Source organism: Neisseria weixii, from assembly GCF_042658245.1.
GTDB lineage: Bacteria > Pseudomonadota > Gammaproteobacteria > Burkholderiales > Neisseriaceae > Neisseria > Neisseria weixii.
In genome coordinates this window covers 15,205-40,768 of sequence record NZ_JBHSPY010000006.1, presented here as the reverse complement: position 1 = coordinate 40,768, position 25,564 = coordinate 15,205, and the positions used below count along the sequence as shown (strand labels likewise).

23 protein-coding genes and 1 riboswitch are annotated in these 25,564 nt (G+C 49.7%); of the genes, 15 read left to right on the top strand and 8 right to left on the bottom strand.

Features of this window, described 5'->3' with window-relative positions:
• Positions 1-270: 270 nt before the first annotated feature.
• Positions 271-852, bottom strand: coding sequence for a nucleotide exchange factor GrpE (gene grpE, locus ACFPVS_RS05015; protein WP_096295908.1), 582 nt, complete (start codon positions 850-852; stop codon positions 271-273).
• Positions 853-1,037: 185 nt separating this feature from the next.
• Between grpE and cysE the strand changes: the two genes are divergently transcribed.
• A complete protein-coding gene (gene cysE / locus ACFPVS_RS05010; protein WP_096295907.1) occupies positions 1,038-1,880 on the top strand; it encodes a serine O-acetyltransferase in 843 nt (280 codons plus the stop codon).
• Between the two features lie 55 nt (positions 1,881-1,935).
• The gene (locus tag ACFPVS_RS05005) at positions 1,936-2,235 is read left to right on the top strand and encodes a hypothetical protein (RefSeq protein WP_123803529.1); all 300 of its coding nucleotides are present in this window, start codon (positions 1,936-1,938) and stop codon (positions 2,233-2,235) included.
• Between the two features lie 63 nt (positions 2,236-2,298).
• Here ACFPVS_RS05005 and ACFPVS_RS05000 read toward each other — a convergent pair whose 3' ends face one another.
• Positions 2,299-3,177 (bottom strand): lysophospholipid acyltransferase family protein, encoded by an 879-nt coding sequence (locus tag ACFPVS_RS05000; protein ID WP_096295905.1) that lies wholly within the window; start codon positions 3,175-3,177, stop codon positions 2,299-2,301.
• A 104-nt stretch (positions 3,178-3,281) separates the two neighbouring features.
• Between ACFPVS_RS05000 and ACFPVS_RS04995 the strand changes: the two genes are divergently transcribed.
• The 7 genes from ACFPVS_RS04995 (at position 3,282) to ACFPVS_RS04965 (ending at position 10,384) form a co-directional block, all read left to right on the top strand.
• Positions 3,282-3,626, top strand: a complete 345-nt coding sequence (locus ACFPVS_RS04995) for a hypothetical protein (protein WP_096295904.1) — start codon at positions 3,282-3,284, stop codon at positions 3,624-3,626.
• Between the two features lie 27 nt (positions 3,627-3,653).
• Positions 3,654-3,764, top strand: a riboswitch (SAM-I-IV-variant riboswitch).
• Between the two features lie 180 nt (positions 3,765-3,944).
• Entirely contained in the window at positions 3,945-5,114 is a 1,170-nt protein-coding gene (gene metK, locus ACFPVS_RS04990; RefSeq protein ID WP_378595462.1) for a methionine adenosyltransferase, read from the top strand.
• Positions 5,115-5,213: 99 nt separating this feature from the next.
• Entirely contained in the window at positions 5,214-5,534 is a 321-nt protein-coding gene (locus ACFPVS_RS04985; protein WP_096295902.1) for an accessory factor UbiK family protein, read from the top strand.
• 11 nt (positions 5,535-5,545) lie between these two features.
• Positions 5,546-7,042 carry a YifB family Mg chelatase-like AAA ATPase gene (locus ACFPVS_RS04980; RefSeq protein ID WP_096295901.1) on the top strand — a complete coding sequence of 499 codons (1,497 nt, stop codon included), beginning with the start codon at positions 5,546-5,548 and terminating at the stop codon, positions 7,040-7,042.
• 219 nt (positions 7,043-7,261) lie between these two features.
• On the top strand, positions 7,262-8,332 hold the full coding sequence (locus tag ACFPVS_RS04975) for an SPOR domain-containing protein (RefSeq protein ID WP_096295900.1): 1,071 nt from the start codon (positions 7,262-7,264) through the stop codon (positions 8,330-8,332).
• Positions 8,333-8,341: 9 nt separating this feature from the next.
• On the top strand, positions 8,342-8,965 hold the full coding sequence (locus ACFPVS_RS04970; protein ID WP_378595461.1) for a thiol:disulfide interchange protein DsbA/DsbL: 624 nt from the start codon (positions 8,342-8,344) through the stop codon (positions 8,963-8,965).
• Positions 8,966-9,559: 594 nt separating this feature from the next.
• Positions 9,560-10,384 (top strand): undecaprenyl-diphosphate phosphatase, encoded by an 825-nt coding sequence (locus ACFPVS_RS04965; RefSeq protein WP_096295898.1) that lies wholly within the window; start codon positions 9,560-9,562, stop codon positions 10,382-10,384.
• Positions 10,385-10,444: 60 nt separating this feature from the next.
• Here ACFPVS_RS04965 and ACFPVS_RS04960 read toward each other — a convergent pair whose 3' ends face one another.
• From ACFPVS_RS04960 to ilvE, 3 genes are all read right to left on the bottom strand, one after another.
• Entirely contained in the window at positions 10,445-10,792 is a 348-nt protein-coding gene (locus tag ACFPVS_RS04960; RefSeq protein WP_096296188.1) for a hypothetical protein, read from the bottom strand.
• A gap of 12 nt (positions 10,793-10,804) precedes the next feature.
• Complete coding sequence (locus ACFPVS_RS04955) at positions 10,805-11,002, bottom strand: zinc-finger domain-containing protein (protein WP_096295897.1); 198 nt, start codon at positions 11,000-11,002, stop codon at positions 10,805-10,807.
• Positions 11,003-11,144: 142 nt separating this feature from the next.
• Positions 11,145-12,143, bottom strand: coding sequence for a branched-chain-amino-acid transaminase (gene ilvE / locus ACFPVS_RS04950; RefSeq protein ID WP_096295896.1), 999 nt, complete (start codon positions 12,141-12,143; stop codon positions 11,145-11,147).
• A gap of 334 nt (positions 12,144-12,477) precedes the next feature.
• On the opposite strand from ilvE, the gene ACFPVS_RS04945 reads away from it, so the two are divergent.
• Together ACFPVS_RS04945 and lapB are read left to right on the top strand one after the other, a co-directional pair.
• The gene (locus ACFPVS_RS04945) at positions 12,478-12,813 is read left to right on the top strand and encodes a LapA family protein (RefSeq protein WP_096295895.1); all 336 of its coding nucleotides are present in this window, start codon (positions 12,478-12,480) and stop codon (positions 12,811-12,813) included.
• 12 nt (positions 12,814-12,825) lie between these two features.
• Positions 12,826-13,995, top strand: a complete 1,170-nt coding sequence (gene lapB / locus ACFPVS_RS04940) for a lipopolysaccharide assembly protein LapB (RefSeq protein ID WP_096295894.1) — start codon at positions 12,826-12,828, stop codon at positions 13,993-13,995.
• A 67-nt stretch (positions 13,996-14,062) separates the two neighbouring features.
• Here lapB and ACFPVS_RS04935 read toward each other — a convergent pair whose 3' ends face one another.
• Complete coding sequence (locus ACFPVS_RS04935) at positions 14,063-14,857, bottom strand: thymidylate synthase (RefSeq protein WP_096295893.1); 795 nt, start codon at positions 14,855-14,857, stop codon at positions 14,063-14,065.
• 419 nt (positions 14,858-15,276) lie between these two features.
• On the opposite strand from ACFPVS_RS04935, the gene gdhA reads away from it, so the two are divergent.
• Positions 15,277-16,614, top strand: coding sequence for an NADP-specific glutamate dehydrogenase (gene gdhA, locus ACFPVS_RS04930; RefSeq protein ID WP_096296187.1), 1,338 nt, complete (start codon positions 15,277-15,279; stop codon positions 16,612-16,614).
• Positions 16,615-16,701: 87 nt separating this feature from the next.
• On the opposite strand, the gene ACFPVS_RS04925 is transcribed toward gdhA, so the two are convergent.
• Positions 16,702-17,196, bottom strand: a complete 495-nt coding sequence (locus ACFPVS_RS04925) for a DMP19 family protein (protein WP_096295892.1) — start codon at positions 17,194-17,196, stop codon at positions 16,702-16,704.
• 140 nt (positions 17,197-17,336) lie between these two features.
• Here ACFPVS_RS04925 and ACFPVS_RS04920 point away from each other — a divergent pair, with 140 nt between their 5' ends.
• The gene (locus ACFPVS_RS04920; RefSeq protein WP_123803524.1) at positions 17,337-18,806 is read left to right on the top strand and encodes a protein adenylyltransferase SelO; all 1,470 of its coding nucleotides are present in this window, start codon (positions 17,337-17,339) and stop codon (positions 18,804-18,806) included.
• 412 nt (positions 18,807-19,218) lie between these two features.
• Here ACFPVS_RS04920 and smc read toward each other — a convergent pair whose 3' ends face one another.
• Positions 19,219-22,710 (bottom strand): chromosome segregation protein SMC, encoded by a 3,492-nt coding sequence (gene smc / locus ACFPVS_RS04915; protein WP_378595460.1) that lies wholly within the window; start codon positions 22,708-22,710, stop codon positions 19,219-19,221.
• A 504-nt stretch (positions 22,711-23,214) separates the two neighbouring features.
• On the opposite strand from smc, the gene ACFPVS_RS04910 reads away from it, so the two are divergent.
• Both ACFPVS_RS04910 and ACFPVS_RS04905 read left to right on the top strand, forming a co-directional pair.
• Complete coding sequence (locus ACFPVS_RS04910; protein WP_096295891.1) at positions 23,215-24,111, top strand: OmpA family protein; 897 nt, start codon at positions 23,215-23,217, stop codon at positions 24,109-24,111.
• A 22-nt stretch (positions 24,112-24,133) separates the two neighbouring features.
• A partial coding sequence (locus ACFPVS_RS04905; protein ID WP_378595459.1) for an Ig-like domain-containing protein occupies positions 24,134-25,564 on the top strand: 1,431 nt, incomplete at its 3' end.

Genomic DNA, 25,564 nt, shown 5'->3' with positions numbered 1-25,564 from the left:
ATTGAACTTGTTGTTGAGTTGGCTTGTAGATAAGGGTGTTCAATTTTTTTTCAAGGCTTGAGATGAAATTTTTTTATGATTTAATTCAAGTGCTTGATTTATTTATCCACAGGCTGTTTAGGGTGTTGGTTTGTTTTTTCAGACGGCCTTGTTATCCGAATCTTGTTCCGATGGTTCGGAATGATTTTCCGAAAGCGGCGGATTGTTTACCGGTATGGAATAAGGCCGTCTGAAAATTTTATGCTTGATAAACAGCATCAAGCGGTGCTTTCAATCTTCTTTTTTTGCCACCACAACCATGGCCGGACGCAACACGCGTTCAGACAATGAATAACCTTTTTTCATCACATTGACGATGGTGTTGGGCTCTTGCTCGCTCACCACGGTTTGCACGGCTTGGTGTTGGTGCGGGTCGAGTTTGTCGCCCACAGCAGGGTTGATTTCTTTGATTTGGGTGGCATCGAATGCTTTTTGCAATTCGTTCAAGGTCATTTGCACGCCCATTTTCAAGGCTTCGAAATTACCGCTTTGGTCCAGCAAAGCCATTTCCAGATAATCTTTTACCGGCAGCATTTCAGCGGCGAATTTTTGACCGGCAAATTTATGGGTCGCGGCGATTTCTTCCTGATGACGGCGACGCAGGTTTTGCTCATTGGCCAAACCGCGCAATTGTTCGTCTTTGAGCTGGCCTTCCAATTCTTCAATGCGCGCCTGCAGATCTTCAATGGCCGGCTCAGGCGCTGCTTCGGCTTCAGCGGATTCGGTTTCAGCAACGGCCTCAGCTGCGTGCGCTTCTTGAGTTTCTACTTTTTCTTCTTCGGTGTTTGGGTTTTGTTCAGTCATGTCCGACATCCTTCGTTCAACGGGAAATAGTTTAATAAACCGCATATAAGGCCGTCTGAAAAAATTTCAAGCCAAATAAACTTTAAATCTCTAAGAGAACTTTTGGTTATAAACTTATCTGTTAATCGGCTATGATAAACTCAATGAAAACGGTAAGATAACAGTTTTATCAGTTTCAGACGGCCTTTACCATCATGAAAAAAACCACATCTGCCCCTCCGAAAAAAGACCATCTCAATACCCGCAGTTTCGATTTGTGGAATGCGATTCTTGAAGAAACCGCCGCCGCCGCCAACGCCGAGCCGATGCTGGCCAGTTTCCTGCACCAAACCGTGTTGCGCCACGATTCGCTTGATGCCGTGTTGGCATTTCATTTATCGAGCAAACTCGGCAGTCCGATTATGGATGTGCGCGCGTTGAACGAAATCTGCCTGCAAGCGTTTGCCGATGATTGCTGCATTATCGACAGCATGAAACAAGATTTGCAGGCCATTTACGAGCGCGACCCGGCTTGTGACGAATATTCGCTGCCGCTGCTTTATTTCAAAGGGTTCCACGCCATTCAGGCGCACCGCATCAACCATTGGCTGTATAACAACGGCCGCAAAACCTTGTCTTATTTCCTGCAAAACCGTATGTCGGAAGTGTTCGGCGTCGATATCCACCCTGCCGCACGTTTCGGCCACGGCCTGATGCTTGACCATGCCACCGGTTTCGTGGCCGGTGAAACCGCCGTTTTGGGCAACAATATTTCCATCCTGCACGGTGTGACCTTGGGCGGCTCGGGCAAAGAATGCGGCGACCGTCACCCGAAAGTTTCAGACGGCGTGATGATAGGCGCGAACGCTTCGATTTTGGGCAATATCCGCATCGGCGAAAACGCCAAAATCGGCGCCGGCAGCGTCGTGGTAGCCGATGTGCCGTCGTCGATTACCGTGGTCGGCGTGCCGGCCAAACCAATCGGCCGCTCGTCTAAAGTGCCGTCGCAAGACATGAATCAGTATATTGAATTGTCGGGTGCGGATTTTGTGATTTGACGGAATAAATACAGCCTTTAAAAATACAATTTTCTTTGTAAGGCAAACTTAACGCATGCTTAAAAAGATGAAACAGCCTAAATCAGATGCCGCAAAACTCTGTCGGGTCGTGGATGAGATTCTTTGGCGGATGTGGGATCCGCTGGAAATCAATGATGAAGAAAATTGCCGCGATGAATATCAAAGCTATGCGTATGTGCTGACAGGTATGCTTGGGCGTGGCGCAGATAAACATGAAATTGCGCAATATTTGGCGCAATTGCAAAGCGAGGCGATGGGTTTAAGCGGTATGGACAAACGCCGCACCGAGCAGACGGCACAGGAAATTTGTACCGCTTATGGGCAGTTGAGGTAATTTTGAATGATGAAAAAATGCCGTCTGAAAACAAGTATTTTCAGACGGCATTTTCTATAGGGTTTATTCAATCGGCGGTTGCGGTGCCCCGGCCGGACGTTTGTAGCGGTTGTACATAAACAGATACTGCGTTGGGAAACGTTGAATCCAATACTCCATGTTTTGATTGATGATACGTGCATCGTGGGCTTTGTCGCCGTTGAGTTCGTCTTGCAGAGGTTCGATGTGCAGCGCAAATCCTTGGCCATCGGGCAGGCGTTCGCCGACGAAAAACAGCGCTTTCACGCCTTTGACTTGGGCGAGTTTGCCCGCTAGTGTCATGGTATAAGCCGGACGGCCGAAGAAATCGACCCACACGCCGTCGCCGCCTTCTTCGGGCGCGGGTACATGGTCGGGCAATACGATGGTGGCTTCACCGGCGCGCAGGGCTTTGATAACCTGCTTTACGCCTTGGATGTTGGTCGGCGCGGTTTTGCCCTTGCCGCGCACACGTCCGGCCTGCATGACGGCATCGACGGCTTTGAATTTAGGCGGTTTGTACATGGCGGTCAGCGGAAAAGGCAATTGCTGGCTGATGTAGCGGCCGGCCAAATCATAGCTGCCGATGTGCGGTGTGATGAAGAGCAAGCCCTGCTGATTATCCAAGGCCGTCTGAACGTGTTCCCAGCCGTTAATTTGTTTGAACAGCGTTTCAATCTCTTCAGGCCGTCTGAAAAAAGCCACGGGCAGTTCCAAACCGCCTTTGGCTGTTTCGCGGAACACGGTTTGAATCATCTTATTATCGGGCTGCAAACCGGCTTGGCGCATATTGGCGCGCACGCGCTGCCGGTCTTCCTTGAGAAAATAAAATGCCACACTGCCCGAAACGTTGCCCAGTGTGTGCAACAGCGGCATCGGCAGCGCGGCAAAGCATTTGAATAACAGAATAACGAGGGTTTGCATGGGCGTAAATGTCCAGTCAATTGTGAGAGTGTGATTATAGTATAATGGCAGGGCGTTTCTATCACTTTAAATTTAAGTATTTTTAAGAAACAAGGGAAAACTGGGTGATTGTTTTATTATTTCTCATTTTAGGGCCTTTTATAGGTTTAATCGGTTTGGTATGGTTTGACGGGGCATGGAGTGGGCTGGACGCGGAAATATTGCTACTGGCTTGGTTGCTGGGCGCGGTTCCCGCCGGGCTGTGCGGCTGGGTTGTCCGAATCGCTAAATTAACACGAGGTTGGATGGGCAGTGTTGCGGCGGCATTTATCGGCGCGGCCTGCGGTGCATTATTTGGGACGGTACTGTTCAGAGACTTGGAAGCGGGCATTGTCTTCGGCAGCTGCGGCGCATTTTCCGCACTGGTGCTGTCGGTATTTCTGCCGCCTGAAAAGAGGAAGGATACTTGATAAAACCGCTCGGTTTTGCTACAATCCCAGCTGCATTAAGAGTTGGGAATTCCATGCCAACCTGCTTTTCGAAAAGAAAAGTAAGGTGGACGGTCGCAAGGCCGATGTGGCTCGCCAGAGCAATCCGAACCCGCTTAATGCGGGAATTTTTTTGTCTGTTGCAAAAGAATTTCGTGCATTTAAATAAGTAAATAAGAAAAATTCTTATTTGTATAGTGGGGTTGGGCAAAAACTGCTATGATTTTTGCCGTTTGATTATGTAAGTAAATAGGCCGTCTGAAAACCTAACGGCTTATTTAAAAAAAGAAAGAATGAGTAATGAGCGAATTTTTGTTTACTTCTGAATCTGTATCCGAAGGCCATCCCGACAAAGTGGCCGACCAAATTTCCGATGCGGTTTTGGATGCGATTTTAGCGCAAGACCCGACCGCACGTGTGGCGGCGGAAACCTTGGTGGCTACCGATTTGTGCGTGCTGGCCGGCGAAATCACCACCACCGCCGAGATTGATTACGAACAAGTGGCGCGCGACACCGTAAAACGCATCGGCTACAACAATCCCGAGTGGGGCTTTGCCGCCGATACCTTTAAATTGGTGTTGAACTACGGCGAACAATCACCCGACATCGCCCAAGGTGTCAACGAAGGCGAGGGCATTGATTTGAACCAAGGCGCGGGCGACCAAGGCCTGATGTTCGGCTATGCCTGCGACGAAACCCCGACATTGATGCCGTTTGCCATCTACTACAGCCACCGCCTGATGCAGCGTCAAAGCGAATTGCGCAAAGACGGCCGCCTGCCGTGGTTGCGCCCTGATGCCAAAGCGCAATTAACCTGTGTTTACGACAGCGAAACCGGCAAAGTAAAGCGCATCGATACCGTGGTATTGTCGACCCAACACGATCCGGAAATCAGCCACGAAGAGTTGGCCAAAGCTGTGATTGAACACATCATCAAGCCGGTGTTGCCGTCTGAAATGCTGACCGGCCAAACCAAATACCTGATTAACCCGACCGGTAACTTCGTGATTGGCGGCCCGCAAGGCGACTGCGGTTTGACCGGCCGTAAAATCATCGTCGATACCTACGGCGGTGCCGCACCGCACGGCGGCGGCGCGTTCTCCGGCAAAGACCCGTCTAAAGTTGACCGTTCTGCCGCTTATGCCACCCGCTATGTGGCGAAAAACATTGTGGCCGCCGGTTTGGCGACACAATGCCAAATCCAAGTGTCTTACGCCATCGGCGTGGCCGAGCCGACTTCGATTTCGATCGATACCTTCGGCACCGGCAAAATCAGTGAAGCCGATTTGATTAAATTGGTGCGCGAACACTTTGACCTGCGCCCGAAAGGCATTGTGCAAATGTTGGACTTGCTGCACCCGCGTTACAGCAAAACCGCCGCCTACGGTCACTTCGGCCGCGAAGAGCCTGAGTTTACTTGGGAGCGCACCGACAAGGCGCAAGCATTGAGAGCCGCTGCCGGTCTTTAATGATGAAAGAACCAAAGGCCGTCTGAAACTTATGTTTTCAGACGGCCTTTTCTCTTATACAATAGCTGCATTATTTTTCTATGAATAAAGGACACAGCCATGTTCGGTAAAAACCTGTTTGAAGAAGTGACCTCGAAATTGAGCGAAACCATTGCCAACAGTCCGGCTAAAGATGTTGAGAAAAACGTCAAAGCCATGTTGGGCAGCGCGTTTAACCGCATGGATTTGGTGACCCGTGAAGAATTTGATATCCAGCAGCAAGTGTTGATTAAAACCCGCACCAAATTGGTGGAGCTGGAAGCGCGTCTGGTCAAGCTGGAAGCAGCGCAAAATCCTGCGGCCGAAGAAAACATGGTTGAATCTGCCGCCAAAGTGGAAGCAGCCGTTGAATCGGTAACCAAAGCAGACAGCGCCGAATAAGGCCGTCAATCATGTCGCTCGCTTTGGTTTACAGTCGCGCCCTAAGTGGCATGAATGCGCCGTTGGTCGAGGTGGAAGCCCATCTTGCCAACGGTTTGCCGCATTTCAATATTGTCGGGCTGCCGGATACCGAAGTGAAGGAAAGCCGTGACCGTGTGCGGGCGGCGATTATCCAAAGCGGCTTTGATTTTCCGGCAAAAAAAATCACCGTCAATCTGGCGCCGGCCGATTTGCCCAAAGAATCCGGCCGGTTTGATTTGCCCATTGCCATCGGCATTTTAGCCGCGTCAGGTCAGATTTCGATGGAGAAACTGGCGCAATACGAATTTGCCGGCGAGCTGGCCTTGTCGGGTATATTGCGGCCTGTGCGCGGCGCATTGGCAATGGCGTGGCAGGGTATGCAGGCAGGGCGGGCTTTTGTGCTGCCATTAGAAAATGCCCGGCAAGCCGCCGTGATGAAAGGCATCACGGTTTACGGTGCGCAATCGCTGGGCGAAGTGGCGGCGCATTTAAATGCCGTCGAGCCTTTGGCGCAAACCGAATGCCCGAATCTCGACAGGCCGTCTCAACATACAAACTTGCCTGATTTAAGTGATGTAAAAGGGCAACATACCGCGCGTTTGGCTCTGGAAATTGCGGCGGCAGGAGGACACAGTTTATTGATGATGGGGCCGCCGGGTACGGGTAAATCGATGTTGTCGCAGCGCTTGCCCGGTATTTTGCCGCCACTGACTGAAGACGAACTGGTCGAAGTATGGGCCTTGCGCTCATTGTTGCCCAATCATCAGCAAGAACTCAGCCACGAGCGGCCGTTTCGGTCGCCCCATCACAGTGCCAGCTCGGCGGCGATGGTCGGCGGCGGTTCGGATCCGCGGCCGGGCGAGATTTCTTTGGCGCACCACGGCGTATTGTTTCTCGACGAATTCCCCGAGTTTGACCGCAAAGTGTTGGAAGTGTTGCGCGAGCCGTTGGAAAACGGTGAAATCCACATTTCCCGTGCGGCGCGGCAGGCGGTCTATCCGGCCAAATTCCAATTGGTGGCGGCGATGAACCCGTGTCCGTGCGGCTATCTCGGTCACCCGAGCAAACCCTGCCGCTGCACGCCCGAGAGCATCGCGCGTTACCGCAGCAAAATTTCAGGGCCGCTGTTTGACCGCATTGATTTAACCATTGAAGTGCCGAGCCTGCCTGCCGCAGAATTGATGCAGCAGCAAGCGGGCGAACCCAGTGCCGATGTGTTACAGCGGGTGTTGGCGGCGCGCGACAGACAATATGCGCGCCAAGGTAAAGTGAATGCCGCCTTGAGCGTGACCGAATTAGACAGCGCGGCCAATATCGAACAGGAAGCGCGCGATGCCTTAGGTGCGATGCTGGAAAAATTATCACTTTCGGCACGCAGTTTCCACCGCATCATACGCGTAGCGCGCACCTTGGCCGATTTGGCCGGCGATAAGGCCGTCGGCCGCAGCCATGTGCTGAAAGCCATCAGCTTCCGCAGGGCGTTGTAATTCCAACACCATTCAGAATAATAAATCCCAGTAGCCCGTTTTTCAGACGGCCTGCTGATAAATGGAGAGGCTGTTAAGTGGCCTGCGCACGGCACATTATGTCGATATTTTGATTTTGCCGAATATAAGAGTTGTTGATAAAATGTCCTATCTGAATAGAGGACGGCGGTTCAGAGTGGTGTTCATACTTTGAGGCCGTCTGAAAAATAAAGGTACGTTATGAAAAAACAGACACAACATGGTAAAGGTATTGCCGGTTTTATTTCAGGGCTGCTGCTCGCGACTGCTGTGATTGTCGGCATTTTGTTTTTCTTAAACAAAGGCAATCAAAACCAATTCAAAGAACTGGCTCAGCCGGAGCAAACTTCCGAGCCTGAAGTTTTGCAGCCGCAAGCGCTGCCTAAGCCGGTGGAAAAACCTGCTTCAGAAGCAGAGCCGGCTGCCCCTGTTGAGCCGGATACCAAAGCCGGCGAAGCGGATACCGCCGCTTCAGAAGCGCAAGATACGCCGTCTGAAACCGAGCAGCCTAAGGCCGATGAAAACAAACCTGCCACCCCTGCGGCGGTGCCTGTGCCAATGCCGAAAGCCACTGTTGGACCTAAAGTCACGACAGATGCCGAAGATGACCGCGATGCCGCCGAACGTGCCGCTCAAGAGCGCGAAGAGCGTGCTGCCGCAGAGAAAAAAGCCGTTGAAGCCAAACGCAAAGCCGAATTGGCACAAAAACGTGCGGAAAAAGCCAAAGCGGATAAAGCTGCCGCTGATAAAAAAGCCGCAGCCGAATTGACTGCCCAACAAAAAGCCCGAGCCGAGCGCAAACTGGCCGAGAAAAAGGCCGCAGAGAAAAAAGCAGCAGAGAAAAAAGCAGCAGAGAAAAAAGCAGCAGAGAAACAGCCTGCCAAGCCAACTCCGGAGCAAATCTTAAACAGCGGCAGCATTGAAAAAGCGCGCAAAGCTGCAGGTGAAGAAGCGAAGAAATCAAGCAAAGCTGTAGGCGAAGAAGCGAAAAAATCAAGCAAAGCTGCCGACAGCAAAGCCAATGCAAGCCCGAAATCTTCGGATAAAAAAGTGATTGTACAAATGGGTTCATATGCCGACCGTGCTTTTGCCGATGCGCAACGTGCCAAATTGGCCATGATGGGCGTGCAGTCCAGTGTGGTAGAAGGATCGGCCAACGGTAAGAAAGTGTACCGCCTGCAAAGCGGTGTGTTGGCACAAGATGCAGCCCAGCGCGTGCAGCAAACCTTGAAGAAAAACGGCATAAGCAGCTTTACCCGTTCGGTTCAATAAGGAATGATGATGAAAATGAAATTATTCTCGGCATTGATGGCCTTGTCTTTGGCCGGTATGGCGCAAGCCGCTACCGAAGGCAAGGATTACCAAGTGCTGGCCAAACCGATTCCGCAGGTTCAGACAGATAAGGTGGAAGTGTTGGAATTTTTCGGTTACTTCTGCGTGCATTGCTACCATTTGGATCCGGTGTTGTTGAAGCACAGCCAATCCTTTGCCAAAGACACATACTTGCGTACCGAGCATGTAGTTTGGCAGCCGGAAATGTTCGGCATGGCACGCGTGGCCGCTGCGGTGAACAGTTCCGGTTTGAAGTACCAAGCCAATCCGGCTGTGTTCAAAGCGGTATATGAGCAAAAAATCAACCTGGCCGACAGTGCAACTTTCAAACAATGGGCTGCGGCGCAAAAAGGTTTTGACGGTAAAAAATTGGTTGCCGCCTATGATTCAGCAGCCAATCAAGCTCAAGCCAGAAAAATGCAAGGTTTGACCGAAACCTACCGTATCGAAAGCACGCCGATGGTGATTGTCGGCGGCAAATATGAAGTGTTGTTCAACGGCGATTATCAAAACGGCATGAGAACCATTGATGAATTGGTTGCCAAAGTGCGCAGTGAGCGCGGTTTGAAGTAGGCAGGCAGCCGTGTAAAAAGTAAAGGGCGGCCTTGGCCAAATCCGCCAATCATTGAGATAGCTACCGATTATCATGAATAACAAACAGGCAGTCTGAAAAGGCTGCCTGTATTTTCATTCCAAATTATAATGCTTGTCGGAAATGGTTTCAGAGGACATGAAACCATTTGACGTGAATATTGTCGTAAGCAATATTTGATGAATGAAGCAGCTTAATGTTTTGATTGATAAACAGGCCGAGACCTTTGTAAAATACTTCATTGGAGCGTATTTCTTCGTTATGCGCCCCTCTAAAGCTTGTCTATCTGTATGATATGTTTGTGCTTTCTACGCTGCTTGCTTTGAACCGCACTCAAATTTGGAGTTTTGCAAGTGTAGAAAAACGTCGGTTGTTTACACTTTTTATGCCAAACGGCTTTTATTTTTGCCTGAATGATTGTTTTAGGATTTTTGAGCATTATTAAGAACCATGCGGCTTTGCCTTCGGAATCTTTGACAACACTCAAAAATCCCAAGATGGGTCTTCAGGCAAAAAAGAAAAAGTGGAAACAACGCTAGGATTTTCTACACCCCAGGCCGTCTGAAAGAGGTTTAATGGATATTATATTGTTGTTGAAAGCCCTGATTTTGGGCGTTGTTGAAGGATTGACCGAATTTTTACCGATTTCGAGCACGGGACACTTGATTGTGGTCGGCGATTTACTGAATTTCCACAGCAACGGCAAAGTGTTTGAAATCGCCATCCAATTAGGCGCGGTATTGGCGGTGGTTTTTGAGTATCGCCAACGTTTTGGCAGGGTAATCCGCGGTATCGGCAGGGAACGCGCGGCGAACCGTTTTGTGTTGAATTTGGCAGTGGCGTTTGTGCCGGCAGCGGTGGTGGGTTTGTTGTTTAGCAAACAGATTAAGCTTTATTTGTTTAACCCGATTACTGTGGCCACCATGCTGGTGTTGGGCGGCTTTTTTATTTTGTGGGTGGAGAAACGCCAACAAAGCCGTGCACCGAAGGTGGTGAATGTTGATGATATACGCCCGATTGATGCTTTTGTGGTCGGTTGTGTGCAGATTTGTGCTTTAGTGCCGGGAACGTCGCGCTCGGGCAGTACCATCATGGGTGGTATGCTGTGGGGATTGGAGCGCAAGGTAGCGACTGAGTTTTCATTCTTCTTGGCCGTGCCGATGATGATTGCGGCAACTTCTTACGATATTTTGAAACATTATAAACTGTTTACCCTGCAAGACATCGGTTTGATTGCAGTCGGTTTCATCGCTGCATTTTTCGCCGGTTTGCTGGCGGTGAAAGCTTTGCTGAAATTTTTGGCAACAAAAAATTATGTGCCGTTTGCCTATTACCGTATTGTTTTCGGCGGCTTGATTCTGCTGACTTGGGCGATGGGTTGGGTGCAGTGGACTGAATAAATCAGTTTGAAAAAAGGCCGTCTGAATATTCAGACGGCCTTTTTATAATCATTCAATTAATCATTCAATAATTTCGGTAAACACAATCGGTTTGCCGCGACGGGTAAGGGTAGCAAAACCTTCCTGAACATGCCAGCGGGTGGAAAGGTTGCTGTATTCTACGCCCTTTGCCCACGATTGGATTTGCTTCAGGCTTTCCACCGTGTTGCCTTGGCGCAGTTCTACCGTCATCGGGCTGTTGCTGTTGATGTAAATGGCGGTAATGCGTTGACCGTCGGCGGCTTCGTAGTTGACGGAATACGTTTCGGCTTCGGCCACAACCGGTATCGGTGCGGAAGGGCGTACAGCTTTATGTGAACCGCAGGCGGCGCAAAGGGAAATCAAGAACAAAATGGCGGCGTGTCGAATCATGGTGTGTGTTTAGTAATGATGATGGGGAATTTCGCCATCTAGATGATAGCGGATACTACAATAGGGGCATTCAATGTCGCTGTTGGACTGAATCGGCAGGAATACACGCGGGTGGCCGTTCCACGTTTCGTATTTGGGACCCGCGCAATGCAGCGGCAAATCTTGCGGTGTGATGTGGATAATGGGATTATCGGTTGTTTGTGGCATGATGATTCCTTGGCAGTTTGCTGTTTATTGTACGACAGAAGCACGGTTTTGTGCACAAGCTTTGTGGGTTTGGATTCGGCAAATAAAAGGCCGTCTGAAATTATCTTGCTTTCAGACGACCCCTACATTCATGGCTTAATCATTAGCACACTTCAACCAACCAGCCGTGTTTGTCTTCAGCCAAACCGTATTGGATGTCGGTGATGGCTTTGCGGATGGCGGTGCCGCGCGCTTGGCTTTGCACGTTGATTTCTTTGCCGTTAATCACAAATGAAGTCACCGGCGAAATCACGGCGGCGGTGCCGGTGAGAATGGCTTCGGCGCCGTTTTTAATCATGGTTTGCAATTCGTCAACGGTGAAGTTGCGTTCGGTTACTGTGTAGCCCAAGTCTTTGGCTACGGTCAATACGGAATCACGGGTGACACCGTGTAGGAATTCGTCGGTCAGCGGTTTGGTCACCAATTCGTCGCCGTTGATAACGATGAAGTTGGATGCGCCGGTTTCCTGTACGTCACCGTTCGGGCAGAACAAGACTTGCGCCGCACCGTGTTCTTCTTTCGCTTTCAGCACCCAAGGCATGGCCGAAGCATAATTACCGCCGCATTTCACGCGGCCCATGTGCGGCGCGCAGCGGATGTGTTCGGTTTCTACCAAAATTTTCACCGGCGAACCCATTTTGAAGTAGTCGCCCACAGGAGAAGCCAAGATATACAGCAGTGCAGTTTGCGATGGTGCGCCGGCTTTGCCGATAATCGGGTCGGTGCCGATTAAGGTCGGGCGCAGGTATAAGGCAGCAGGTGCGTCGGGGATTTCATCAGCGGCACGTTTTACCAGTTCAATCAAAGCGTCTAAATAGGTTTCGGTTTCCGGTTTCGGTAAATGCAGGATTTCCGCGCTTTGCTGCATGCGGGCGATGTTGGCAGTCGGGCGGAACATCACGATTTTACCGTCGGCCTGACGGAAGGCTTTCAAACCTTCGAAGCATTCGCTGCCGTAGTGCAGGGCATGCGCGCCGGCCGGAATGGTCAAATCATTTGAAGGCTGCCATTTGACCGGCTGCCATTGGTTGTCTGTAAATTCGATTACCGGCATTTCGGCGTGAAATACGCTGCCGAATACGGCTGGAACGGGTCTGCTCATGATATGGCCTTTCTTATTCTTAAATGATCTGGATTCGATAGATTAAAAGCTAAACAATACGCCTGTCGATATGGTTTTGGCAAGTGGAAAAAAACGGATTTTTAACGTAATTTTTCAGGCTTAAATACGGCAGAAGCCGAGCAGACGGGCAATGCATGGAAAACAGTTTGCTAAATTGTCAGCAATTAGTGATTACCAAAGGCCGTCTGAAAATGATGGCGGCGAATCTTTCTGCGTTGTACCGTTCTATCCTAAACGAAATAAATCGTTTAAACTTACACAGGATTATTTTCAGACGGCCTCATCAGCTTAGGCCGCATGCACGGAGAATTGAATGAAAGTTGTTTACCTGATTGTTAAAATTTTGATTTTGCTGGTGTTCTTGCTGCTGGCCGTGAGCAATACCCAAGTGGTGTCGTTTTTCTACCTGCCGGGGCAGCACGTAGAAGTACCGTTGATTGTGGTGTTGTTCGGCGCATTTGTGGTCGGCATTGTGTTCGGTATGTTTGCGCTGTTCGGCCGTTTGCTCGGATTGCGCAGTGAAGCCAACCGCCTGCGTGCCGAAGTGAAAAAACACGGCCGCATGACCGAGCAAGACATTCAGAAAGCCACGCCTACTGTGCCGGCGGCGACAACGGCATCTACCCCAATCAATCTGATGCAGAAATAAATAAGGATGCTCATGGATAACGAATTATGGGTCATCTTGCTGCCGATTATCCTGTTGCCGGTGTTTTTCGCGATGGGGTGGTTTGCCGCGCGGGTGGACATGAAAACGGTGTTGAAACAGGCCAAAAGCATTCCGACCGGTTTCTATAAAAGCTTGGACGCGCTGGTTGACCGCAATAATGGCCGCGCCGCCCGCGAACTGGCCGAAGTGGTGGATCAGCAGCCTCAATCTTACGATTTGAACCTGACCTTGGGCAAACTCTACCGCCAGCGCGGCGAGAACGACAAGGCCATCAATATGCACCAAGCCTTGCTCGAGTCGCCTGATACCGTCAATGAGAAGCGCGAACGCGTGTTGTTTGAATTGGCGCAAAACTACCAAAGCGCCGGTTTGGTCGACCGTGCCGAGCAAATCTTCATCGGCTTGCTCGAGGGCGGCATGGCGCGGGAAGCCCGCCATCGTCTGATGAGCATTTACCAACAAGACCGCGATTGGGCAAAAGCCATCGAAATGGCACAATTATTGAGCCACAACGAGCAGACTTATCAATTCGAGATTGCGCAGTTTTATTGTGAAATCGCCCACGGTGCGCTGTTTAAATCCAATTTCGACGTGGCGCGCTACAACGTGCAAAAAGCCTTGGAAGCCAATAAAAAATGTACCCGTGCCAACATGATTTTGGGCGACATCGAAGTCAAACAGGGCAACTTTTCCGCTGCGGTTGAAGCCTATGGCGCGATTGAGCAGCAAAACCACTCTTACCTGAGCATGGTCGGCGAGAAAATGTATGATGCCTATGCCGCCCAAGGCAAGCAAGAGGAAGGCTTGAACCGCTTAATCGGCTACATGAAAACTTTTCCTGATCTGGATTTGATTAACGTTATCTACGAAAAAGCCTTGCTGCTCAAAGGCGAAGCGGAAGCAGCCGCATTGGCTGTGGAATTGGTGCGTCAAAAACCGGATTTAAACGGCGTGTACCGTTTGCTCGGTTTGAAGCTGAGCGACATGCCGGCGGAATGGAAAGGTGATGCCGATATGATGCGCGCCGTTGTCGGCCGCCAACTGCAAAAAAGTGTGATGTACCGCTGCCGTAATTGCCATTTCAAATCGCAGGTGTTTTTCTGGCATTGTCCGGCGTGTAACAAATGGGAAACTTTCGCGCCCAACCGTATTGAAGTGTAAGTGCTTGAATTGTGAAGGCCGTCTGAAAAAATATTTTTCAGACGGCCTTTTTTTATGTAGATCGTGATTATACGGCCACCGCCGCTTTAATATGCGGATGCGGATCGTAATCCACCAATTCAAAATCTTCAAAGGTGAAGGCAAACAAATCTTTCACATCCGGGTTGATTTTCATGGTCGGGAGCGGACGCGTGTCGCGGCTCAATTGCAGTTCGGCCTGTTCAAAGTGGTTGCGGTAAAGGTGGGCATCGCCGAAAGTATGGATAAATTCGCCCGCTTCCAAACCGCACACTTGCGCCACCATCATGGTCAGCAGGGCATAGCTGGCGATGTTGAATGGCACGCCCAAGAAAATATCGGCGCTGCGTTGGTAGAGCTGGCAGGAAAGTTTGCCGTCGGCCACATAAAATTGAAACAGCGCATGGCATGGCGGTAAGGCCATTTCGTCCACCAAAGCCGGATTCCATGCGGAAACGATTAAACGGCGGCTGTCGGGATTTTTTTTGATTTGTTCCACCACATTGGCGATTTGGTCGATGTGACGGCCATCGGGAGCCGGCCAACTTCGCCATTGGTAGCCGTAAACCGGGCCTAAATCGCCGTTTTCATCGGCCCATTCGTCCCAAATCGACACATTATTGTCTTTCAGGTATTTGATGTTGGTGTCGCCTTTGAGAAACCACAGCAATTCATGAATGATGGAGCGCAAGTGCAGCTTTTTGGTGGTCAAAAGCGGAAAACCTTGGCTTAAATCGAAGCGCATTTGGTGGCCGAACACAGAGCGTGTGCCTGTGCCGGTGCGGTCGGCTTTGTCGGTGCCCTGTTCGAGAACACGGCGCATAAGGTCGTGATAGGCTTTCATAAGAATTCCTTATATTTGAATGGCTGTCATTTTAGCATTTCAGACGGCCTGATGCATGGGAATTGAATTGGCTGGTTGAATAGCCGCTTAAATGAGATTAAATCACAACCAAAATACATCAAATTGTTGACAAAATTTTGCATTGTATCAAATTTGATGGAAATTTACACAATAAATTTTAGAAATAGAGTTTTTTAATTTTAGTCTGTAATTCCATTTTATATATAAATATAAATAAATAATGCTAATTAATTTTTATTATTCAAAATTAAATTTTTTTAAATAAAAATCCATTTAAAATAATGTCAACAATTTTACAAAAAAATACTTGGCAGCAAAAAAAAATAAGGTTATATTTCATTCCACAAATTTCCTACTTTGGGATGAATTACCATCCGATCATTTTTTTGGAGTGTATCATGACCGATTTAAATGCCTTGTTCGAAAAACTGAAAAAGAACAACCCCAACCAAGAGCCGTTTCACCAAGCTGTAGAAGAAGTGTTTGAAAGCTTGAAACCTTTTTTGAAAGACAATCCTAAATACACCCAGCAAAACCTGTTGGAGCGCATTGTCGAGCCTGAGCGTGTGATTATGTTCCGCGTGACTTGGGTGGACGATAAAGGCGAAGTGCAGGTAAATCGCGGCTACCGCATTCAAATGAGCTCTGCCATCGGCCCTTACAAAGGCGGCTTGCGTTTCCACCCGACTGTTGACTTGGGTGTGTTGAAATTCTTGGCCTTCGAGCAAGTATTTAAAAATGCTTTGACCACCTTGCCGATGGGCGGTGGTAAAGGTGGTTCCGACTTTGACCCTAAAGGCAAATCTGACGCGGAAGTGATGCGCTTCTGCCAAGCCTTCATGACCGAACTCTACCGCCATATCGGCCCGAATACCGACGTACCGGCCGGCGACATCGGTGTGGGTGGTCGCGAAATCGGCTTCTTGTACGGACAATATAAAAAAATCCGCAACGAATTCACTTCTGTGCTGACCGGTAAAGGTTTAACTTGGGGCGGAAGCTTGATTCGTCCTGAAGCTACCGGCTACGGCTGCGTGTATTTCGCACAATTCATGTTGGAAACCAAACAAGACAGCATGAAAGGCAAACGCGTGCTGATTTCCGGTTCGGGCAACGTGGCGCAATATGCTGCTGAAAAATCAATTCAATTGGGCGCTAAAGTGCTGACTGTTTCTGACTCTAACGGTTTTGTTCAATTTGCCGACAGCGGTATGACTGAAGCGCAATTGGCTGCGTTGGTCGAATTGAAAGAAGTACGCCGCGAGCGTTTGTCTGTGTACGCCAAAGAACAAGGCTTGCAATACTTTGAAGACCAAAAACCTTGGGGTGTGGCTGCCGATGTGGCTCTGCCTTGCGCGACCCAAAACGAATTGGACGAAGAAGCAGCCAAAACCTTGCTGGCCAACGGTTGTAAAGTGGTTGCCGAAGGTGCCAACATGCCATCGACTTTGGGCGCAGTAAAACAATTCTTGGATGCGAAAATCCTGTACGCACCGGGCAAAGCATCCAATGCCGGCGGTGTGGCAACTTCAGGTTTGGAAATGAGCCAAAACGCCATCCGCTTGTGCTGGACTCGCGAAGAAGTGGACAAAAACCTGTTCAACATCATGAAAGACATCCATGAGAACTGTGTGAAATACGGTACCCGTGAAGACGGCAGCGTAAACTACGTTGACGGTGCGAATATTGCCGGTTTCGTTAAAGTGGCTGACGCGATGTTGGCGCAAGGTATCTAATCTTTTGGTGATGTAAAATCCGAAAATATATCAAAGGCCGTCTGAAATTTCATACGGCCTTTATTGTTTGGTACCGTGTTGATAAATTTAATCTCCGATAACGGCAAATTTGTCCCAATTGGCCTGTACATAAGCCACCGTTGCGGCCATGTCTTCATCGGCGGTTTCGTAATATTCGCCGTCGAGCTCTTCAAAATCGGCAAACTTGGCACGGATGTTGTCTAACGGTGTATCCGCTTCGGCCAGTTGCTCGATGTCTGCGCCGTATTTTTCATATAAGGCTTCGGCCTTGTCTAAAATTTTCGGGGTCGGCTTAATCCGCCAGCGGCGCAGGCTGTCGGCCACGGGATTGTGAAAAATATATTCGCCGTAACCTGCTGCAATCAGTTGCGCGAAGCCGCCTTCCTGCACTTGGCTGTCGAGATAGCAGTAAGCCACCAGTGTGTGCTGTTCGTCGTTTAACGAAGCCATTTCTTCATCGCCGTTTTGTGCGGTATGGTCGAGATAGGCTGCGCTCAAGGTATAGAGAAACTCGGCAGGGTCGTTGGGGTTGAGTTCGTCACGTTGGAATAAAGTGGTCATATCAGGCCGTCTGAAAAATGGGAATGAACATTATAAGGAAACGGGCAGGGCTGGGAAAGATGGGTAATGATTCAGACGGCCTCATTTATCCGCACCCGCAAATGTGTTATCGTGAAGCCATCATAATAAAGGAAACCATGATGCACACACTTCCCCTGAAAGCGGCGTGTTTTGCCACGCTGCCCAACACGTTTTACAGCACCATCAAGCCCGAGCCGCTGAATCAGCCGTATTGGATTGCGGTCAACGAAACCTTGCTTCAAGAATTGAATATGCCGTCTGAAAGTTTTCAGACGGCCTCAAACCTTGCTTATCTTTCCGGCAGCGCGACGGAATATCAGCCGCAACCCATTGCAACGGTTTACAGCGGCCATCAATTCGGCGGTTACACCCCGCGCTTGGGCGATGGGCGTGCATTGTTGCTGGGTGAAACGCCGGATGAGCATGGCAAAGCGTGGGAATGGCAGCTGAAAGGGGCGGGCAAAACGCCGTATTCGCGTTTTGCCGACGGCAGGGCGGTGTTGCGCTCGAGCGTACGCGAGTATTTGTGTTCCGAAGCCATGCATGGCCTGAAAATTCCGACCACACGTGCCTTGGCTTTAGTGGGTAGCGATGATGGGGTATATCGTGAAACGATGGAAACCGCTGCCGTGGTCACCCGCATTGCCCCGAGCTTTATCCGCTTCGGCCACTTCGAATATTTTTTCTACACCGGCCGCGAAGCCGAGCTGAAAACGTTGGCCGATTTTGTGATTGCGCATTATTACTCCGAATGCCGTGAAGCCGAAAATCCTTATCTGGCTATGCTGCAAACGGTGGCCGGGCGAACCGCCGAAACCGTTGCCGCATGGCAGAGCGTCGGCTTTTGCCACGGCGTGATGAATACCGACAACATGTCGATACTCGGCCTGACCATTGATTACGGCCCATTCGGTTTTATGGAAGGCTACGACCGCCGCCACGTCTGCAACCATTCCGACCACGAAGGCCGTTACGCCTATCATGCCCAACCCTACATCGCGCATTGGAACTTGGCGGCTTTGGCCAATTGTTTTGAATCTTTGGTGCCGGAAAAAGAACTCAACGATTTATTGGAACAATGGCCGGACACTTTTCAGACGGCCTATCTCAAACGCATGCGCCCGAAACTCGGTTTGCTGACTGAGCAGGCAGACGATGCGGAATTGATTGCCGATATGTTTGCCGCGTTGCAAGACAAAAAAGTCGATTTCACTTTGTTTTTCAGAAAATTAAGCGAAGTCAGCAATGTGCATGATGATGCGTTGCCGTCTGAATTAATGGCCTTGTTTGGCGAGCATAATTCGCAATTGTTTGTACGCTGGGCCGGCCGTTACCGCCAACGCCTGCGTGCCGAGAATAGCGGCCATACCGAACGCAAGCAGCGCATGAATCAGGCCAATCCGCTGTATGTGTTGCGCAATTATCTGGCGCAACAAGCCATCGAATTGGCGCAGCGAGGTGATTATCGCGAAATCGAACGCCTGCGCCGCTGTTTGGCCAACCCGTTTGACGCGCGGCCGGAGTTTGCCGATTTCGCCCAACCAGCACCGGAATGGGCGGAAGGGATTGCGGTGAGTTGTTCGAGTTAAAGTGAAAGGCCGAGACCTTTGCAAAACCTCATGAAGCACCAATAAAAATCAAAACAGCCGTCATTCCCACCCAGGCGGCAATCTATTTTTGAGCATGGCAAACTATTGAATAAAATAAGTTTCTGAAATTTTAAGGCGGATTACCGCGTGTAGAAAATCCTAATGGTGTTTACACTTTTGCTTTTTTTTTGCTTGAAGACCCATTTGGGGATTGTTGAATGTTGCCAAGAATGCCGAAAGGCACGGCAACGCCGCATGGTTCTTGATAATGCTCAACAATCCTAAAACAATCATTTAGGCAGAAAATAAAAGCTGTTTTGCATAAAAAGTGTAAACAACCCGACAATTTCCTACATCTCAGGCCGTCTGAAACAGAATTTTGTTTCAGACGGCCTTTTCATTCAATCGCTTATCAAGCCGGTTCGGCCATTTGCAGCGCTTGTTGGATGTCTACCGACACAATTCTCGATACGCCTTTTTCCTGCATGGTCACACCGACGAGCTGCTCGGCCATTTCCATGGTCAGGCGGTTGTGCGAGATGTAGAGGAATTGGGTTTGCGCCGACATTTCTTTCACCAAATTACAGAAACGCGAGGTGTTGGCATCATCGAGCGGCGCATCCACTTCGTCGAGCAGGCAGAACGGCGCAGGGTTGAGGCTGAACAGGGCAAACACCAAGCTCATGGCGGTGAGGGCTTTTTCGCCGCCGGAGAGCAGATGGATGGTGCTGTTTTTCTTGCCGGGCGGGCGCGCCATGATCGACACGCCGGCGGTAAGCAGGTCGTCGCCAATCATTTTCAGCACCGCTTCGCCGCCGCCGAACAGAGTCGGGAAGAAGGTTTGTACTTTTTCGTTGACCGCGTCGAAGGTTTCTTTGAAACGCGCTTTGGTTTTGTTGTCGATTTGGCCGATGGCTTCTTCGAGCAGGTCAATCGCAGCCTGTACGTCTTCGCTTTGGCTGCGGTAATAATCGTCGCGTTCGCGCGCTTCTTCCAATTCCTGCAGGGCGGCGAGGTTGACCGCGCCCAAGGCTTCGATTTGTTGCGTGAGGCTGCCGATTTGGTTGTTCAACACGTTCAGACGGCCTGCTTCTTTGGCCAAAGTTTCCAATTGCGCCAAATCGGCGTTGCGTTCGGTCAGGTTTTGATGGAAGCGCTTGGCGTTAATCAAGGCTTCTTGCTGTTGGAGCAAAGCAGTTTGCGTGGCTGCTTGAAGCTGCGGCAATTTGGCCTGCAAGGTTTGCTGGCGGGCATATTGTTCGCGGCCTTGCGCTTGGGTTTGGTTCAAGGTTTCCTGCAGCACGGCGTATTCTTCGTCGAGTGTCTGCACAGCTTCGATTAATTCTTCGAGCTTGATGTGCTGCTCGTCATCCTGCATTTCGGTTTCGTAAGCCAGCATCAATTCCTGCTGGCGTGCCTGTAAATCCAAGGTTTGTTCGTCTAAACGCGTAAGCTGCTGTTGCAGGTTGTGTTTTTGCTGTTGCAGTTTGTGCGCGGCCACTTCGGCCAAGCCGTAGCGGCGGTTGGCTTCGAGCAGGGCAAGTTGCGCCTGTTTCAGACGGCCTTGCCGGGTTTGGCGGTCGGCAGAAAATTTGTGTTGCTGGTGTTCCAATTCGGTAATGGCTTCGAGCAGGGCGGCGATGTCGTCTTCAAGCCCCTCTGAAGACTGGATCAGAATGGTTTGTTCTTCTTCAAGCTGCGCCAATTCCTGCGTGATGTGTTCGCGACGGATTTGGCCTTGGTTGGTACGTGCCAATAATTCGGCGGCATGCTGCTGGGCTTGGTGGTATTGCTGGGTGTGCTGTTTTTGCTGCCGGGTCAGGTTTTTGTGATGGTTTTCAGCGGCTTGCAACGCAGCTTGTGCTTGGTTGCGGGTTTGTTCGGCAGCGGACAGTTGCGGCGAGAGTTGGCTAAGTTCGGTAGTGAGTTTGTCCAAGCGGGCTTTCTGCGCAATCAGGTTTTCCTGCTGAGGTTCGGCGTAAAGCAACACGCTGACTTTATCAACCTGATGGCCTTCCGGTGTGAGCCAGATTTGTTGGCCGCTCAAATCGCTTTGGTGGGTAAGGGCGTAATCCAAATTCGGCGCGCACAATACGCCGTCGAGCCAATGGTATAAGGCCGTCTGAAAAGGCGCTTGGGCTTGGATTTGGTTCAACAAGGCTTGTGCGGGCAGCGATTTCTTCAGGCCTCCGGTGAGTTTGTCGCTCAACCATGCAGCCTGATTAGGGGGCAGGGGGGAAGGCGGATTAAAGGAGTCGGGTACGGCACGCGCTTGCAAACGTTCGGCCAGTACCACGCTTAAAGCATGCTGCCAGTCGTCCGGTGCGCTGATGTGTTGCCACAGCTGCGGCGCGTTGTCGTGTGCGGTGGCTTGCCAAAAATCGGCGGCCTCCTGCGTTTGCACCAATAATTGCGACAAAGCCTGCTGCTGAGCTTGCAGGGTAATGTGTTGCCGCTGTAGGGTTTGGAAATGATTTGAGGCCGTCTGAAAAGCGTCGCGCAGGGCGGTTAATTGTTCTTCGGCGGCAAAGATTTGTTCTTCGTAATGTTCTTGTTGGCTTTGTAGCAAGGAGGAGCGCTCTTGCGCGGCAGCGGTTTCGATGTCGTCGGGTAGATTTAGGGCGTGGCTTTCCTGTTTCAGACGGCCTTTGCGTGCCTCATGCTGCTGCACAGTTTCTTTGGCGTGGGCAAGTTGTTGCTGCTTCAAAGCCAATTCGCGTTTGATACGGCCGGTTTCGTCTTGCTGGGTCTGATAGGCGGCATTGAGTGCGGCTTGGGCTTCTTCCAATTCGGGCAGTTGGGTTTCGTGTTCGGCCACCTGCATGGCGAGTTCGGCCAGCTCAATTTGTTTTTCTTCGTTTTGAATATCGGTGTCTTCAAGTTGGGCGTGGATTTGTTGCTGCTCTTGGTGAATACGCTGCAGTTGCGCCTGTGCCGCTTGGCGGTCGCGCTCAATGCGTTGGCTCAAGTTGCGTTGGTGGCGCATTTGTTCTTCCAAGCGGGCAATCTGCTCGCGCAACACACCGCGGCGGGTGCTCAATTCATGCACGCTTTGCTGCTGAGCCTGTTCGGCAGCTTGCAGGGTGTGTACTTCATCCATCAGCGTTTGGATTTGCGTGGCGGTTTCGTCCTGTTGCGCTTGCAGCGATTGATGTTGCGCGGTAGCTTTGTCGGCGGTGGCCAGTGCTTGCTGCCACTGAGTGTAGTCGAGCAAATCCTGCTGTCGGTTAAGTTGGGCGGTGAGGGTTTTGTAGCGCTCGGCGGTTTCAGCCTGTTTCTCCAACTTTTCAACCTGACGCCCCAACTCGTTTTGCAAGTCGCTCAAGCGCTGCAAATGTTCGCGCGTATCTTTCAGACGGCCTTCGGTTTCTTTACGGCGCTCTTTATATTTAGATACCCCCGCCGCTTCTTCTATATAAGCACGCAATTCTTCCGGCCGCGCTTCAATAATGCGCGAAATCATGCCTTGTTCAATCACTGCATAACCGCGCGCGCCCACGCCGGTACCTAAGAATAAATCGGTAATGTCGCGGCGGCGAACGGCTTGGTTGTTGATGTAGTAGGTAGAATCGCCTTGGCGGGTAAGCTGGCGTTTGATACTGACTTCCGCATATTGTCCCCAAGCGCCTTGCAGGGTGTGGTCACTGTTGTCAAACACCAATTCTACCGAAGCGCGAGGTGCAGGACGTCGGGTGGCGGCTCCGTTGAAAATCACGTCTTGCATACTCTCGCCCCGCAATTGTTTGGCAGAAGCTTCGCCCAATACCCAGCGCACAGCATCAATGACATTCGATTTGCCGCAACCGTTGGGACCAATCACGGCAACCAGTTGCCCCGGTACGTGAATGGTGGTCGGGTCGGTGAAAGATTTGAAGCCGGAAAGTTTGATATGAGTAAGGCGCATGAGTTTCTTAGAAAACGGGTAAAAGCAAAGGCGGTATTTTAACGGAAATCAACCAAAATTTTGCAGGTTTTGATTAATTAAATGCTCTGAAAATGAAATGGGTTTTATCAGATTTTATATTTGGCGGGGAAGGTGTTGTTTAAACGCCGCAACTTCGGTGAATGAGGGCAGACAACGTATAGTCCATTCACATTAAAAAATAATAAATATCATAAAATCATAAATTTATTATATCTTTAGGATTGGTTGGATTGTTAAATAATGTTGTCAAAATGACGATGACGAGCTGCTATTAACTACCTGTTGTCTGATTAATCTACCGTTAATATTCAATAGAAATATTACTTCGGTTAAAGCGTATATTATATGCTGTAAGGGTTAGTATCGGGCAAGTAGCAGATATTTTTTATGACTATCAAATAATTTAAGCACTGTGTTGGCGATCTGCGTGTGTGTGCTTTGGAAAAATTTAAACTATTATAATCAAATAAATAGGAGCTTAAAATGTTGAAATTTCGTAGCTTGTTATGGGGTTTGTTGCCGGTGACCGTGTTGGTTGGTTGCGCGCACCAACAAAAAGAAACGTGGGTGGATACAACAGAAACCGTTTACAGCACTGATGTGCCGGAAGGGCGCTCTTCGGTGGTGTTCTATCGCCAAGCCAATGCGCTGCAAGGTGCTACTGTAAATATTTACGTGAATGGTGAATACTCAGGGTCTTTGCAGCCTAATGCTTACCGTCAAGAATTGATTTGTGCGCAAAACCAAAAATTCTTTGCTGATTTTACCCGTCAAGATTCAGCATATTATAAAAAAGCCAATTCAGGCGATTACTACAATCTGCCCGAATCTACGGTCTCTTTCTTTAAAGTTGTCGATAACGGCAACGGTCAACCTGTTTTACAAAGTGTGACGCCTGAACAAGCCGAAGCAGAAATGAAAGGTGTAAAACGTCAAAATCATACCTTATCTCGTGTTGTTAGTCCTGCTAAATGTGCGCAGGTGCTGAAAAAATACAATTTAGAAGCGTCGGCTCTGTTTAAGTTTGACCGCTCCGACTACAAAGATATGTTGGAAAAAGGTAAGCAGGAAATTGCCGCCGTATCCGCAGGCATCCGTGAGAACAAAGCCAAAGTGAACAGCATTGAAGTCATCGGCCATACCGATCCGGAAGGTAAACCGGCTTATAACCAAAACTTGTCTGTTCGTCGTGCCGAGACTGTAAAACGTGCATTAGGCGAAAGTGGTTTGGATACTAACCTGATTTCTGCTCAAGGTCGTGGCGCACAAGAATTGCTGATCAACGACTGTCGCAAACGTTTCCCTACAAACGCCAAGGCTCGTAAGGAATGTGACCAACCTAACCGTCGTGTAGAAATCATTCTGCACGGTGAGAAATAATTAACAATAAAAGGTACTTAAAATGTCTAAAAACATTACGTTAAAAATCAATAACGCTAAAGAAACCGTCGAAACCGTTCAATTTCAGACGGCCTCTGGTGAAGTATTGCGCATTCCTGCTCAATCCAAGGTGAACTACCAGTTTATCGATGAGGCGACTCAATTTGGTCCTGAAAACATCATGACCAAACGTGTCGGCGATAACTTGGAAGTAGCTTTTGAAGGCTCTGATATCAGCAATCCCGACTTGATTATTGAAGGCTACTATTCAAGTGAAATTGATGCTTCTAAGAGCAGCCTGTTGATTGGTCAACACGAAAACGGCGGTATGTATCCATACGTTCCGGAGAGTGCCGAACCTGCTGATGCCGTTACTATGCTGGCTGAAGAGGTTGAAGCAGGTCAAGCTTTGGGTGGCGAAATCATCAATAGCCTGTGGGCGCCAAATCCTTTGTGGTTGTTGGCATTGTTGCCGTTGGGTGCGGCAGCTGCTGCATTGGCTAAAAATGATGACGATGATAAAGACAATAAAGCGTTTATCACCGTTGATGCGCCTAATGACCCTTCTAATACTAAGCCTACTATTACCGGTACCGTTGATGATGTGGAGCCGGGCCAAGTTGTTACTTTGACCATTATTGATTCTAAGGGCGACACTCAAATTGTGACTACCACAGTGCAGGAAGGCGGTACTTATTCGGTTGAAGTGCCGAATGAATTGCCTGATGGTCCATATCGTGTTGAAGCTGTTGTAGCGGATAAAGCCGGTAATGTTGCCAAAGCAAACGACTCAAGCGTAATCGACTCAGTTGTATTGTTAACTGTAGATGCACCGGATGAAGTGTCAAATGACAACACACCTTTAATTATCGGCACTTCCGATGCCATCGGCCAAATTGTTACTTTGACAATTACGGATTCTGAAGGTGTTACGCATACCTTGACTGTGCCGGTAAACGAAGAAGGCAAATATTTCATCGAGGTACCTGATGAATTGCCTGATGGTAAATACACTGTTGAAGCAACAGTATCTAATACTACTGGTAAAACAGCTACTGCAACAGATGAAGGTGCAATTGATACAACTGTGTTGATTACAGTTGACGCACCGGATTTAACCAATGACAACACACCTTTGATTACCGGTACCACGACCGATGCAGAAGAAGGTCAAGTGGTGACCCTGACCGTGACCGATGCCAACGGCTCAACCCAAGTGGTGACCACTACGGTGAAAGCGGATGGTAGCTATGAGGTAGAAGTGCCGTCTGAATTGCCTAGTGGTACATACTCTGTTGAAGCAACGGTTACTGATAAAGTTGGTAATGTTGCGACTGCAAAAGATGATGGTAATACCATCGACACGACTGCACCGGTGATTACCGTAGACGTACCGGAGACCGGTAACGACACGACCCCGACCCTTACCGGCAGCACCGATGCGCCGACAGGC

Bases quoted from the DNA above. Each gene is read 5' to 3' on its own strand.
- grpE (WP_096295908.1), bottom strand. From the start codon at position 852: ATGTCGGACATGACTGAACAAAACCCAAACACCGAAGAAGAAAAAGTA.
- cysE (WP_096295907.1), top strand. From the start codon at position 1,038: ATGAAAAAAACCACATCTGCCCCTCCGAAAAAAGACCATCTCAATACC.
- ACFPVS_RS05005 (WP_123803529.1), top strand. From the start codon at position 1,936: ATGCTTAAAAAGATGAAACAGCCTAAATCAGATGCCGCAAAACTCTGT.
- ACFPVS_RS05000 (WP_096295905.1), bottom strand. From the start codon at position 3,177: ATGCAAACCCTCGTTATTCTGTTATTCAAATGCTTTGCCGCGCTGCCG.
- metK (WP_378595462.1), top strand. From the start codon at position 3,945: ATGAGCGAATTTTTGTTTACTTCTGAATCTGTATCCGAAGGCCATCCC.
- ACFPVS_RS04985 (WP_096295902.1), top strand. From the start codon at position 5,214: ATGTTCGGTAAAAACCTGTTTGAAGAAGTGACCTCGAAATTGAGCGAA.
- ACFPVS_RS04980 (WP_096295901.1), top strand. From the start codon at position 5,546: ATGTCGCTCGCTTTGGTTTACAGTCGCGCCCTAAGTGGCATGAATGCG.
- ACFPVS_RS04975 (WP_096295900.1), top strand. From the start codon at position 7,262: ATGAAAAAACAGACACAACATGGTAAAGGTATTGCCGGTTTTATTTCA.
- ACFPVS_RS04970 (WP_378595461.1), top strand. From the start codon at position 8,342: ATGAAAATGAAATTATTCTCGGCATTGATGGCCTTGTCTTTGGCCGGT.
- ACFPVS_RS04965 (WP_096295898.1), top strand. From the start codon at position 9,560: ATGGATATTATATTGTTGTTGAAAGCCCTGATTTTGGGCGTTGTTGAA.
- ACFPVS_RS04955 (WP_096295897.1), bottom strand. From the start codon at position 11,002: ATGCCACAAACAACCGATAATCCCATTATCCACATCACACCGCAAGAT.
- ilvE (WP_096295896.1), bottom strand. From the start codon at position 12,143: ATGAGCAGACCCGTTCCAGCCGTATTCGGCAGCGTATTTCACGCCGAA.
- ACFPVS_RS04945 (WP_096295895.1), top strand. From the start codon at position 12,478: ATGAAAGTTGTTTACCTGATTGTTAAAATTTTGATTTTGCTGGTGTTC.
- lapB (WP_096295894.1), top strand. From the start codon at position 12,826: ATGGATAACGAATTATGGGTCATCTTGCTGCCGATTATCCTGTTGCCG.
- ACFPVS_RS04935 (WP_096295893.1), bottom strand. From the start codon at position 14,857: ATGAAAGCCTATCACGACCTTATGCGCCGTGTTCTCGAACAGGGCACC.
- gdhA (WP_096296187.1), top strand. From the start codon at position 15,277: ATGACCGATTTAAATGCCTTGTTCGAAAAACTGAAAAAGAACAACCCC.
- ACFPVS_RS04925 (WP_096295892.1), bottom strand. From the start codon at position 17,196: ATGACCACTTTATTCCAACGTGACGAACTCAACCCCAACGACCCTGCC.
- ACFPVS_RS04920 (WP_123803524.1), top strand. From the start codon at position 17,337: ATGCACACACTTCCCCTGAAAGCGGCGTGTTTTGCCACGCTGCCCAAC.
- smc (WP_378595460.1), bottom strand. From the start codon at position 22,710: ATGCGCCTTACTCATATCAAACTTTCCGGCTTCAAATCTTTCACCGAC.
- ACFPVS_RS04910 (WP_096295891.1), top strand. From the start codon at position 23,215: ATGTTGAAATTTCGTAGCTTGTTATGGGGTTTGTTGCCGGTGACCGTG.